The sequence below is a fragment of the Bacillus sp. UNC438CL73TsuS30 genome (genome assembly GCF_000482325.1).
Taxonomy (GTDB): domain Bacteria; phylum Bacillota; class Bacilli; order Bacillales; family Cytobacillaceae; genus Neobacillus.
Genome location: NZ_AXVA01000005.1, coordinates 1 through 12,471, shown reverse-complemented (window position 1 = coordinate 12,471; position 12,471 = coordinate 1). Strand labels below are relative to the sequence as shown.

The 12,471-nt window shown below is 40.8% G+C and carries 6 protein-coding genes, 21 tRNA genes and 2 rRNA genes; 1 reads left to right on the top strand and 28 read right to left on the bottom strand.

Translation table 11 applies throughout. From position 1 onward, the window contains the following. The first annotated feature begins 5 nt into the window (after positions 1–5). Positions 6–935 (top strand): 1,4-dihydroxy-2-naphthoate polyprenyltransferase, encoded by a 930-nt coding sequence (locus M028_RS0100165; RefSeq protein ID WP_026572088.1) that lies wholly within the window; start codon positions 6–8, stop codon positions 933–935. Between the two features lie 40 nt (positions 936–975). Here the strand turns inward: M028_RS0100165 and M028_RS0100160 are convergent, their stop codons facing one another. From M028_RS0100160 to M028_RS0100005, 28 genes are all read right to left on the bottom strand, one after another. Then, on the bottom strand, positions 976–3,363 hold the full coding sequence (locus M028_RS0100160) for a glycogen/starch/alpha-glucan phosphorylase (RefSeq protein ID WP_026572087.1): 2,388 nt from the start codon (positions 3,361–3,363) through the stop codon (positions 976–978). Beyond that, positions 3,353–4,804, bottom strand: a complete 1,452-nt coding sequence (gene glgA, locus M028_RS0100155; RefSeq protein WP_026572086.1) for a glycogen synthase GlgA — start codon at positions 4,802–4,804, stop codon at positions 3,353–3,355. The genes M028_RS0100160 and glgA overlap by 11 nt, the downstream gene beginning before the upstream one ends. Then, positions 4,801–5,832: a sugar phosphate nucleotidyltransferase gene (locus M028_RS0100150; protein WP_026572085.1), complete on the bottom strand. Its 1,032-nt coding sequence runs from the start codon at positions 5,830–5,832 to the stop codon at positions 4,801–4,803. The genes glgA and M028_RS0100150 overlap by 4 nt, the downstream gene beginning before the upstream one ends. A 22-nt stretch (positions 5,833–5,854) precedes the next feature. Continuing rightward, entirely contained in the window at positions 5,855–7,000 is a 1,146-nt protein-coding gene (locus M028_RS0100145) for a glucose-1-phosphate adenylyltransferase (protein ID WP_026572084.1), read from the bottom strand. After that, a complete protein-coding gene (gene glgB / locus M028_RS0100140) occupies positions 6,942–8,888 on the bottom strand; it encodes a 1,4-alpha-glucan branching protein GlgB (protein ID WP_026572083.1) in 1,947 nt (648 codons plus the stop codon). Before glgB ends, M028_RS0100145 begins: the two co-directional genes overlap by 59 nt. A gap of 971 nt (positions 8,889–9,859) precedes the next feature. Next, positions 9,860–9,931, bottom strand: a tRNA-Glu gene (locus M028_RS0100115). Between the two features lie 12 nt (positions 9,932–9,943). Next, positions 9,944–10,034 (bottom strand) — tRNA-Ser (locus M028_RS0100110). A gap of 3 nt (positions 10,035–10,037) precedes the next feature. Then, a tRNA-Asn gene (locus M028_RS0100105) sits at positions 10,038–10,112 on the bottom strand. 12 nt (positions 10,113–10,124) lie between these two features. After that, a tRNA-Ile gene (locus M028_RS0100100) sits at positions 10,125–10,201 on the bottom strand. A gap of 6 nt (positions 10,202–10,207) precedes the next feature. Then, positions 10,208–10,281: transfer RNA gene (locus M028_RS0100095), tRNA-Gly, on the bottom strand. A 6-nt stretch (positions 10,282–10,287) separates the two neighbouring features. Continuing rightward, positions 10,288–10,363, bottom strand: a tRNA-His gene (locus M028_RS0100090). A gap of 33 nt (positions 10,364–10,396) precedes the next feature. After that, positions 10,397–10,472 (bottom strand) — tRNA-Phe (locus M028_RS0100085). Positions 10,473–10,478: 6 nt separating this feature from the next. Continuing rightward, a tRNA-Asp gene (locus M028_RS0100080) sits at positions 10,479–10,555 on the bottom strand. Between the two features lie 3 nt (positions 10,556–10,558). Next, positions 10,559–10,632: transfer RNA gene (locus M028_RS0100075), tRNA-Met, on the bottom strand. Positions 10,633–10,678: 46 nt separating this feature from the next. Next, positions 10,679–10,771 (bottom strand) — tRNA-Ser (locus tag M028_RS0100070). Positions 10,772–10,789: 18 nt separating this feature from the next. Next, a tRNA-Ile gene (locus M028_RS0100065) sits at positions 10,790–10,866 on the bottom strand. 6 nt (positions 10,867–10,872) lie between these two features. After that, positions 10,873–10,949, bottom strand: a tRNA-Met gene (locus tag M028_RS0100060). An 18-nt stretch (positions 10,950–10,967) separates the two neighbouring features. After that, positions 10,968–11,040 (bottom strand) — tRNA-Ala (locus tag M028_RS0100055). A 19-nt stretch (positions 11,041–11,059) separates the two neighbouring features. Continuing rightward, a tRNA-Pro gene (locus M028_RS0100050) sits at positions 11,060–11,140 on the bottom strand. 4 nt (positions 11,141–11,144) lie between these two features. Then, positions 11,145–11,221 (bottom strand) — tRNA-Arg (locus M028_RS0100045). A gap of 34 nt (positions 11,222–11,255) precedes the next feature. Further along, positions 11,256–11,344: transfer RNA gene (locus M028_RS0100040), tRNA-Leu, on the bottom strand. Positions 11,345–11,349: 5 nt separating this feature from the next. After that, a tRNA-Gly gene (locus tag M028_RS0100035) sits at positions 11,350–11,424 on the bottom strand. Positions 11,425–11,440: 16 nt separating this feature from the next. After that, positions 11,441–11,525: transfer RNA gene (locus tag M028_RS0100030), tRNA-Leu, on the bottom strand. Positions 11,526–11,560: 35 nt separating this feature from the next. After that, positions 11,561–11,636, bottom strand: a tRNA-Lys gene (locus M028_RS0100025). 12 nt (positions 11,637–11,648) lie between these two features. Beyond that, a tRNA-Thr gene (locus M028_RS0100020) sits at positions 11,649–11,724 on the bottom strand. A gap of 108 nt (positions 11,725–11,832) precedes the next feature. Next, a tRNA-Val gene (locus tag M028_RS0100015) sits at positions 11,833–11,908 on the bottom strand. A gap of 10 nt (positions 11,909–11,918) precedes the next feature. Beyond that, a 5S ribosomal RNA gene (gene rrf, locus M028_RS0100010) occupies positions 11,919–12,035 on the bottom strand. Positions 12,036–12,289: 254 nt separating this feature from the next. Then, positions 12,290–12,471: ribosomal RNA gene (locus M028_RS0100005) — 23S ribosomal RNA — on the bottom strand; the annotation flags it as partial.

Sequence of the window (12,471 nt, the reverse complement as noted above, 5' to 3'; positions counted from 1 at the left end):
TAAATATGCAGCCAAATTTACAGCGTTCAGCTGTGGAATCAAATCGTGGTTTTCAGGTTTGGTGGCAAATGACCCGCCCCCATACGCTAACGGCATCTTTTGTACCGGTCCTTCTTGGGACAGCACTAGCACTTAAATATGAAAAAATTCACGTGGGACTTTTTATTGCTATGCTGATTGCCAGCTTGTTAATACAGGCAGCAACCAATATGTTTAATGAGTATTTTGATTTCAAACGAGGACTAGATAATGAGGAATCGGTCGGAATTGGCGGTACAATTGTCCGTGATGGAATTAAACCAAAAACCGTTTTAAATCTTGCCTTTGGTTTTTATGGGATTGCTTTATTATTAGGAGTATATATTTGTGCAAACAGCAGCTGGTGGCTTGCTCTAGTTGGATTGATTTGTATGGCAATCGGATATTTTTATACTGGAGGGCCTTTCCCAATTGCTTATACTCCATTTGGAGAGATTTTTTCTGGTTTCTTTATGGGAATGTTAATTATTTTAATCTCCTTCTTTATTCAAACCGGTACAGTTAATAGTACTAGTATTCTTGTTTCTGTTCCTAGTATGGTCCTTGTCGGTGAAATCATGCTATCCAATAACATTCGTGACCTTGATGGAGATAAGAAAAACGGTCGAAAAACGGTTGCCATTCTTTTAGGAAAGAAAAGAGCCATTTATTTACTTGCCGGGATGTTTACATTCTCTTATCTTTGGGTGATCGCTCTGATTGTTGCCGGAGTCACGCCTGCCTGGGTGGCAATTGTTATCATTAGTGCACCAAAAGCAATCAAAGCAACAAAGGGATTTATCGAAAACACCCTGCCTATTCAAATGGCACCGGCCATGAAAGCTACAGCTCAAACGAATACAATCTTTGGATTTTTATTAGCAGTTGGAATCTTTATTGGACACTTTTTCTCATAAATAAAAGGGAGGCCGTTTTTTTATCGGTCTCCCTTTTTTACTACTTAATTCCCCAAATATCATCTGCATACTCTTGAATTGTTCGGTCGCTGGAAAAATAGCCGGCATTGGCAATGTTCGCTAAACTCATTTTTTGCCACTTAATTGGGTCCATAAAAGTGTTGCCAATTACTTTTTGAATATCCACATAGGAGGCAAAGTCCTTTAAAACAAAATATTGATCATTCTCCTCCAGTAATGAATCGAATATCGGTTCGAATTCATTATATACTCCCGGAAAGAATCCATTAACCAGCTGGTCCACGGCCTGCTGAATCCGCCAATCATGATGATAATATTCAAGGGACTGGTAGCCGCCATGTTGGTAATGATGCAATACTTCATCGGCAGTAAGTCCAAAAGTAAAGATATTGGAATCCCCTACTAATTCACGAATTTCAATATTAGCCCCGTCCAGTGTCCCTACTGTAAGGGCTCCATTAATCATAAATTTCATATTTCCTGTTCCCGATGCTTCTTTACTCGCAGTTGAAATTTGTTCACTCACATCTGCAGCCGGAAAAATTTTCTCCGCCAATGAAACACGATAGTTTTCCATAAAAATGACCTTCATACGATCACCGATTTTTGGATCATGATTGACCTTTTCAGCAACCGTATTAATTAATTTAATAATTTTCTTTGCGTAATAGTATCCTGGTGAAGCTTTTGCACCAAAGATAAACACCCTTGGAACCATCGAAAAACTTGAGTCCTCTTTAATTTGGTTATAAAGATACATGATATGTAAAACATTGAGGAGCTGCCGCTTATACGCATGAAGTCTTTTCACCTGCACATCAAAAATAGAATTCGTATCAACTGCCACTCCTGTTTTATCATGGATGATTTCTGCAAGTCTTTCTTTATTATCCTTTTTAATCCTCGCTAACTGTTCCAGGAAGGATGTATTATTCTCATATTCGCTGAGCCGAACTAATTCATTCGGTGCCTGTGTCCAATTAGTACCAATCGTTTCGGTAATCAAGCTCGATAATTTTGGATTTGCCTTTAATAACCAGCGCCGGTGGGCAATTCCATTCGTTTTATTGTTGAATTTCTCCGGAAACAATTGATAAAACTGGCTCATTTCCCGATTTTTTAGAATTTCTGTATGGAGTTTAGCAACACCATTCACACTAAAGCTTCCGACAATGGCTAAATGAGCCATTTTTACCTGATCATCAGCGATAATCGCAAGCTTCCCGATGCGATCCCAATCACCCGGATACCGTTCCCAAAGTTCTTTGCAAAACCGTTCATTGATCTCTTCTACAATCATATAAATCCGTGGAAGCAGCGGGCGGAAAATCCTGAGTGGCCATTTCTCTAAGGCCTCCGTCAAGGTGGTATGATTGGTATAGGAAATCGTATTTCTGGTAATATACCAGGCCTCATCCCAGTCAAATGACTCCTCATCAATTAATATTCGCATCAATTCAGGAATAGCCAAAACAGGATGCGTATCATTGATATGGATGCAAACATGCTCATGAAATTGGGCTAAATTTCCATGCTGTTGGCGGTAGGACTTAATAATGGATTGCAGGCTCGCAGAAACTAAAAAATACTGCTGCTTTAGTCGTAAAATTTTTCCTTCATCATGTGTGTCATCAGGATATAAAAACTCCGAAACAGACTCTGTTTCTCTTTTGTACCTTAAAATATCATGGTGGATTGGAAATTGTGAAGGCTCGGCGTTCCATAGCCTTAATGTATTGACGGTGTCAGTGTTATAACCGACTACCGGCATGTCATGGGGCACGGCAGTAATGGTTTCAGCATTCAAATGCTGAAACAGAAGCCTGCCATTTTCGTTTTTGGATTCTACCTTCCCCCAAAAAGGAATTTTAACTGCTAAATCTGCCTTACGAATTTCCCAAACGTTCCCGCTCCGAAGCCACTGTTCCGGAAGTTCAACCTGGTATCCGTCGACAATCTTTTGTTCAAACAACCCGTGTTTATAACGGATTCCATATCCATGACCTGGGAGATTAAGCGAAGCGAGGGAATCTAAAAAACAGGCGGCTAACCTTCCTAAGCCACCATTTCCCAAGCCTGCATCCGCTTCAAACTCTTCTAACTCGCTTAAATCAATCCCAAGTTCCCCAAGCCCCTCCTGGACCACATTTTCGATCCCAAGATTGATTAAATTTTGTCGTAATAGTTTTCCAAGAAGATACTCGATAGAGAGATAGTAAACCTGCTTTCCCTTCGTTTCTCGATATCGTTCATTGGTTTTAATCCAATCATTACTGACATATTCACGAATCATATTTCCAAGGGTCTGAAAATGAGCCTGCTCCGTACTCTCAGCAAAACTAGTCCCACACACCATCTCAACTCTTTTTAAAAACGTTCTTTTAAACTCGGTTTTATTAGAAAACATGAGTTTCACTCCTTGAGATGAGCTCTGCATAGAGTTGATTATATCTGAATGCTGACTGTGCCCAACTATTATCCGTCTCCATTGCCCTCTTTACGAGCTTTGGCCATATATTCTGATTATGGTAAAAATGAATGGCTCTCTGAATCGTATAAAGCATATCATGTGCATTAAAATGACTGAAGGAGAAGCCGTTTCCTTCACCTGTTGTTTCATTCCAGGATTGAACGGTATCATTCAACCCTCCAGTTTCTCTGACAATCGGGATGGCACCGTATTTCATGGCAATAATCTGACCAAGCCCGCACGGCTCAAATAGTGACGGCATTAAAAATAGGTCTGCCCCAGCATACAGCCTATGAGCCAGTTCTTCACTAAATCCGGTATATACCTTTAACTTTTCAGGATAAACCCTTGCAGCCTGTCTAAAATATTCCTCAAACTCGTAATCGCCTGTTCCAAGAACAATTAATTGTATATCCTCTTGCAGGATTTCCCTAAGGACGCATTTAACCAGGTCAAGCCCTTTTTGTTTCGTAAGTCGGGAAATCATCACCATTAGCGGAGTCCCAGAGGACTGCGGCAGTCCAAAGAGCTTTTGAATCTCGCGTTTATTAACAGACTTTTTCTCATGATTATTGGCCGTGTAGGTTTGATAAATAAATGGATCCTTTTCCGGATTATAAAAATCCTCATCAATCCCATTTAGGATTCCAAGAAGGTCTTCTTCCCTTGTTTTCAAGAGACCGTTCAACTTTTCACCATAGGTTGGTGTTTGTATTTCCTGCTTATACGTAGGACTGACTGTCGTAATTTTATCGGCGGCAACAATAGCAGCTTTCATAAAATTAACATTTCCGAAAAACTCCAGTTGTCCCAAATCGACAGCCTTTCGGTCCATTCCAAATAAATCCTCTAATACTTCATTTGGGTAAATTCCCTGAAATTGAAGATTATGAATCGTAAAGACGGTGCGGATTTTACCGTACCCTTTTCGTTGATAATATTCCTTTCTTAGAAGGAAAGGAATCATCGCTGTATGCCAGTCATGGCAGTGGAGGACATCTGGAAAGAAATTAAGGTGTGATAAGGCTTCTAACACAGCCCGGTTAAAGAAAGCAAATCTTTCACCATCATCAAAGAAACCATAAAGGCTTTCTCGTTTGAAATAATATTCATTATCGACAAAATAAAAGGTAAGTCCTTGGTAAACCAGCTCTTCAATCCCGCAATATTGATTTCTCCAGCCTACTGGAACAGTAAATTCCTTTATCTTTTTCATTTCCCTCTTAAATTCATCAGAAATTGTACCATATTTAGGAAGGATCACTCTTACATCTGTACCAAGACTTTTTAATTCTTTTGGAAGAGAGCCAGCAACATCTGCAAGCCCTCCAGATTTTACAAACGGACCACACTCAGAAACTGTAAATAAAACTTTCACGAATTAATCAACACTCCTTGTTTCGTACCTTTACGAATAACATATGGATTCTGAGCTGTACCCGTTAATTGGGTTCCAGCCTGAACTTTGACATCCTTATCTAAAATCACCGAATCTAGGTAACAATTATCCTCGATTTGACACTTCTGCATGATAATACAGTTTTTAATAACTGATCCTTTACCAATTTTAACGCCCCTGGAGATAATGCTATTTTCAACTGTACCGTTGATTAAGCAGCCATTGGCAATCATCGTATTTTTTACGCTTGAGCCTTTGATATATTTAGATGGCGGCTCATCCTTTACCTTTGTTAAAATTGGCAGGTCTTTTAAAAATAACTGCTTCCAAACAGCCGGGTTTAACATTTCCATACTCGTAGAATAATAGTTTTGGAATGAATCGATCATTACTGCATATCCATCATATACATGGTGGCAAACTGTGTATTCATGATAAATATCCCTAACAACGTCTTTCATACAGGTATACCCTGTTTCATTTCTGGCTTCAATTAATTTCATAAGCAGGGAGGTTTTTACTAAGTAAATCTCCATCGGCTGGCCATCTTTGTGATGGAGTTCTGTGATATCACAACCTGAACGGATATGCCAATCCAAAAGAGGTTTAAAGTTCATATTAAAAACAGTATAGCAATTAGCAATAATCGCGTATTCTTGGGTGCTGCGATAAAAATAGTCCATATTAGCCGCAAAATGATCAAATGAACCGACTTTGTTTTGATCATTTTCGAGAATGGGCGAAGGAAAAAAGAACAGTCCATCTCGTTTTCGATTTAGATCCCAATTCTTTCCTGAACCTAAATGGTCCATTAATGATCGGTATTGTTGCTTCGGAAAAATCGCCACGCTGCGGATTCCGGAATTAACCATGTTGGAAAGAATAAAATCAATTATTCGATAGCGCCCGCCAAAAGGAAGGGCTGCAAGTGAGCGGTGTGTGATTAAGTCCTCTAAATCTTCATGATAGGTTGTTGCGTCAATTACTCCTAATAGCTTTCTTTTCAAACCTTATTCCCTCCTTAATTATTTAAAACGCAGGATATAGCCCACTTAACATTTCTTCTGTCACAAGAATAATTTCATCTTCATATGAACGAATGACTGTTCCATCCGGAACCGTAACTTCACTTGGAACAATTGCCTTTTCAATCAAAACATTATTACCAATAATTGCATCAGGCATAATGACTGATTCTTTTATAATTGTCCCTTGCCCCACACTTACCCCTTGAAAAAGAACTGACTTTTCAATCTCCCCTTCAATGGTGCAGCCCTCGTTGATAAGTGATTCTTTTACGATGGCATTTGGAGCAATATATTGAGGTGGTTGATTCGGATTAACTGAATAAATTCTCCAGTCAAGATCGAATAAATCTAATTCACACTTATCATTTAATAAATCCATATTGGCCTCCCAAAGGCTTTGGACCGTACCTACATCTTTCCAGTATCCTTTAAATGGGTAGGCAAAAAGTTTCTTCTTTTCATCTAGTAATAACGGAATAACATCCTTTCCAAAGTCATGACTGGAATGAGGATTTCTTTCATCCATTTCCAAATATTCTTTCAGTATATTCCAGCTAAAAATGTAAATGCCCATGGAAGCAAGATTATTTTTAGGACTGCTTGGCTTTTCCTCAAACTCTGTAATTCTCATATCCTCATTCGTACTCATAATGCCAAAGCGGTTTGCTTCTGCCCATGGCACTTCAATTAGGGAAATCGTGACATCCGCCCTTTTTTCAATATGATATTCAAGCATGCTTTCATAGTTCATTTTATAAATGTGATCTCCGGAAAGAATTAACACATATTCCGGCTGGTATTGTTTAAGATAATTTAAATTTTGATAAATAGCACTAGCCGTACCTGTGTACCACTTCACTTCAGACGATTCACTATATGGAGGTAAAACAGTTACACCGCCATCCTTACGGTCAAGATCCCAGGCACTGCCAATTCCTATATACGAGTTGAGCAGTAATGGCTGATATTGTGTTAAAACACCAACGGTATCGATACCGGAATTGGAGCAGTTACTTAAGGGAAAATCAATAATCCGGTATTTCCCCCCAAAAGGTACAGCCGGTTTTGCAAGGTCCTTTGTGAGAGAATTAAGTCTGCTCCCTTTTCCTCCTGCCAATAGCATGGCTACGCACTTTTTCTTTCCCATTTCCTTTTCGCTCCTTTCGTTTTTTAACAGGTCTAATAATGAGGAATCCATATGGTGGAATGGTCACTTCAACAGAGTATCCCCTACCATGAAACGGCTCCTCTTTAGAGATGATTTTCTTTTTATTCATCCATCCGGCACCGCCGAATATTTCATAATCATTATTAAAAATTTCCCGATATTCTCCAGGGGACGGAACACCAATCCGATAATTTTCATAACCAACCCCTGTAAAATTACAAATAATAATTAATGACTCTTCCACCTTTTTGCCTTTTCGGATAAAAGAAAAGATTGATTGGTGATGATTATCTACATCAATCCATTCAAATCCGTCCTGAAGATGGTCTAATTCAAAAAGAGGTTTTGAACGTTTGTAAAACTTTGTTAATTCTTTAACATACACATTCATTTTTTGATGCATGTCATACTCCAGCAAGTTCCAATCAAGCTGTTCTTTATCTTTCCATTCGGAAAATTGCCCCAGTTCAAATCCCATAAATAACAGTTTCTTTCCAGGGTGGGCGTACATATAGCCCAATAAAAGTCGTAATTGTGCAAACTTATCCCAATAATCACCTGGCATTTTGTCTAATAATGATTTTTTTCCGTGGACAACTTCATCGTGAGAGAATGGAAGCATGAAGTTTTCTGAAAATGCATATAAAAGCGAAAAGGATACATTTGAATGGACTTTTGAACGAGAATAAGGGGGTGTCTCCATATATTCAAGCATGTCATTCATCCAGCCCATATTCCATTTATAATCGAAGCCTAATCCTCCATAACAAACCGGTGTGGTGACACGAGGAAAATCAGTTGAGTCCTCTCCAATCACCAAGAAGGATGGATCATATTCGTGGATTTCTTTGTTCAATTTCTTTAAAAATTCAATCCCATATGGGTTTTCAATTTTTCCATCGGCATTCGGCCAATAAATGATATTGGCAACCGCATCCATTCGAAAACCATCAATATGGTAGTATGTCATCCAAAAAAAGGCATTTGAAATAAGGAAGCTCTGCACTTCAGCTTTTCCTAAATCAAAATTCGCTGTCCCCCATACCGGGTTTTCCCGATCATGTTCATGACTATAAGAGTATAGATGCGAACCATCAAACTGATATAAACCATGTGCATCTTTACAAAAATGCCCTGGTACCCAGTCAAGAATAACTCCTATTCCTTGCTGGTGGCACTGGTCAACAAAATACATGAAATCTTCCGGTTTACCATATCTTGAAGTTACAGAATAATAACCTGTACCCTGATACCCCCAAGACGCATCGAGCGGATGTTCAACAAGGGGTAATAACTCAATATGTGTGAACCCATGTTCAAGTACATAGGGAAGAAGTTCTGCTGCCAATTCTTTATAGGATAAAAATTCTTCATCCTGCTTCTTCAGCCAGGACCCTAAATGAACTTCATAGATAACAGAAGGCTCTGATAGAAAGTTTTTTTTCCTTCTCTGATTCATCCACTGTTCATCCTGCCACATATAGCCTTCTAATGAATAAACAACTGATGCAGTATTCGGACGAAGTTCTGAATAAAATGCATATGGATCAGCCTTTTTGATGACCTCACCATTTTCAGTAATAATTTCGTACTTATAAAGGCGTCCTTCAAGATCTTGGTCCATTATGAGAATCCAGACACCATCATCATTCACTTTTTGTAGTTCATATCCCTTACCGTTCCAATTATTAAAATCGCCAGCTAGCCTCACCTCTTGTGCCCTAGGGGCCCATACGCAAAACCGTGTATATACTTTATCGGAATCTTTATAGATATGAGCGCCAAAAAGCTGGTGACTTTGAAAAAAGCTTCCTTCATGAAATAAATGCAACTGATAGTCAGTAGGAAAAAATGTATTCACTGCCATGGCTTTTCTCATCTCCATTGAAAATATGTATTACAAAGTACAATTATAATTGTAATTATTGTATTTTCGTTGAAATACTTTTTTATGTTTTCTGACAATAACTATTATCAAACTCCATATTGCTTGTTATTTCGACGGAATTCGACCGCAACAGACAAAGAAAATAACGTTCCTCGACAAAAACAGATGAAATCTCTTAAAAAAAGTTTCTGCATGGCAACGTTTACATTTTTTGATTGATGAAGTGGAAGGTATATTGAGGAAAATATTATTGGAGAGCGGATCGGTTTGGATCAAGGTGGACGATAAGTTTTGGTAGGTCGGTGGAAAGTAAATCATGGCAACTGGAAAGTATTTTCGGGGAAGAAGAAAGTAAAGTTAAAACCTGTACTAAAATATGTAATACATATGGTGAATCCTCCTTAAATCCCTCCTATTCCACAGGCAATATTATGGTTTTATGTGCCTTTGAAGGTAGTTTGATAGTAAATCAATTTAATCGGAAAGTAAAACGTAGAAAGCGGAAAGTATTTGGAGGAAGTTGGTAGTAAATCACTTTAAGTGGAAAGTATTTTATTAGTACTGGAAAGTAAACAAGCGGAACCGGAAAGTATTTTTGGAAAAGTGGATAATAAATTTAAAAACACAATTTAACTTTGTATTTAATACAGAAAATCCTTTATAAATCATCTGTTTGGTCGCTTACAGTCCAGTTTTACGGGACTTTGAGCTAATTGGATAGTAAATCTTCTTAAGTGGAAAGTATTTTGCTGAAACCGGAAAATAAACAGGGGGAACTGGAAAGTATTATAAGGAAGATGCAAAATAAAGTGCCCCATTATAAATGCAGCATTGATAGCCTTATGGACTTTTTACCAAAACATCTTCCAAAAGCTTATTCGCCATTATTTTTCCAAAACGATCCCTAAAATACAAAAAAGCTGATGAACTTAATCATCAGCTTTACAATATGACCCCTACGGGATTCGAACCCGTGTTACCGCCGTGAAAGGGCGGTGTCTTAACCGCTTGACCAAGGGGCCAATTAAATTTTATGGCAGAGAAGAAGGGATTCGAACCCTCGCGCCGGTCACCCGACCTACTCCCTTAGCAGGGGAGCCCCTTGAGCCACTTGGGTACTTCTCTATATGGCTCCGCAGGTAGGACTCGAACCTACGACCGATCGGTTAACAGCCGATAGCTCTACCACTGAGCTACTGCGGAACAATTGAAATATGGTGGGCCTAAATGGACTCGAACCATCGACCTCACGCTTATCAGGCGTGCGCTCTAACCAGCTGAGCTATAGGCCCATATTTTGGAGCGGGTGATGGGAATCGAACCCACTACATCAGCTTGGAAGGCTGAGGTTTTACCAGTAAACTACACCCGCATTTTATGGGGCGGCTGATGGGAATCGAACCCACGAATGTCGGAACCACAATCCGATGCGTTAACCACTTCGCCACAACCGCCATAAAAGGAATCATGTTAATCTAAAGTTTAAATGGTGGCTCAGGACGGAATCGAACCGCCGACACAAGGATTTTCAGTCCTTTGCTCTACCGACTGAGCTACTGAGCCAACATATGGCGGTCTGGACGGGACTCGAACCCGCGACCTCCTGCGTGACAGGCAGGCATTCTAACCAACTGAACTACCAGACCAAATTGCGGAGGCAGGATTTGAACCTGCGACCTTCGGGTTATGAGCCCGACGAGCTACCAGACTGCTCCACCCCGCGATAATAGAAATTAAAGCCAAAACTAAATGCTGAAGATAAAATCATATGGCGGAGGAAGAGGGATTCGAACCCCCGCGCGGTTTAACCCGCCTGTCGGTTTTCAAGACCGATCCCTTCAGCCGGACTTGGGTATTCCTCCGTAATATATCAAATCTATTGGTGGACCTTGTAGGACTCGAACCTACGACCGGACGGTTATGAGCCGTCTGCTCTAACCAGCTGAGCTAAAGGTCCCTCTTTTGGTAGCGGCGGAGGGGATCGAACCCCCGACCTTACGGGTATGAACCGTACGCTCTAGCCAGCTGAGCTACACCGCCAAAATATTATTAGATAAGTGGAGTCTAGGGGGATCGAACCCCTGACCTCCTGCGTGCAAAGCAGGCGCTCTCCCAGCTGAGCTAAGACCCCATAATATAGTTAAAGATACTGGTCGGGAAGACAGGATTCGAACCTGCGACCCCTTGGTCCCAAACCAAGTGCTCTACCAAGCTGAGCTACTTCCTTCCCGATAATGGCGCGCCCGAAAGGAGTCGAACCCATAACCTTTTGATCCGTAGTCAAACGCTCTATCCAATTGAGCTACGGGCGCATTATTGAAAGTTATTTTGCTTGCGCAAAAAACTTGGTGCCGAGGACCGGAATCGAACCGGTACGGTAGTCACCTACCGCAGGATTTTAAGTCCTGTGCGTCTGCCAGTTCCGCCACCCCGGCAAGAGTGGAGCGGAAGACGGGATTCGAACCCGCGACCCCCACCTTGGCAAGGTGGTGTTCTACCACTGAACTACTTCCGCATATATTTAACTTAAATGGTGCGGGTGAAGGGAGTCGAACCCCCACGCCTTGCGGCGCCAGATCCTAAGTCTGGTGCGTCTGCCAATTCCGCCACACCCGCAATATTGAAAGTTATTTTGCTACCGCAAAAAACTCTGGTGAGCCATGAAGGACTCGAACCTTCGACCCTCTGATTAAAAGTCAGATGCTCTACCAACTGAGCTAATGGCTCTAAAAATAAAGGTGGTGCCGGCTAGAGGACTTGAACCCCCAACCTACTGATTACAAGTCAGTTGCTCTACCAATTGAGCTAAACCGGCATATACTGGAGATTTTTTTCACATTCATGAAAAAATCATGGTGGAGGATGACGGGATCGAACCGCCGACCCTCTACTGGAGATTTTTTTCACATTCATGAAAAAATCATGGTGGAGGATGACGGGATCGAACCGCCGACCCTCTGCTTGTAAGGCAGATGCTCTCCCAGCTGAGCTAATCCTCCATTATACAAAGCCTGGCAACGTCCTACTCTCACAGGGGGACAGCCCCCAACTACCATCGGCGCTGAGAAGCTTAACTTCCGTGTTCGGTATGGGAACGGGTGTGACCTTCTCGCCATTATTGCCAGACTATTTATCAGACACTATTTTATTATAATGTCTTTTTAAGATTTTTCAAGAGGTAAATTTATTTTTTTCATTCCCTCAAAACTAGATAATACAGAAGAAGTTTTAGTAAAAACGAGTTCACCTTAAGACATGTCTAGCTTCGGCTCCTAACTTTTCGGCCGTTTCGATCCGTCCCTACAAATCCAAAAGGCAGGATTTGCAGTGCCGGCTCTCCAACGTCTCTCAAAGTTGAAAAGTCGCCTCCGCTTTTCGTTATGGTTAAGTCCTCGATCGATTAGTATCAGTCAGCTCCACATGTCACCACGCTTCCACCTCTGACCTATCAACCTGATCATCTTTCAGGGATCTTACTAGCTTGACGCTATGGGAAATCTCATCTTGAGGGGGGCTTCATGCTTAGATGCTTTCAGCACTTATCCCGTCCGCACATAGCTAC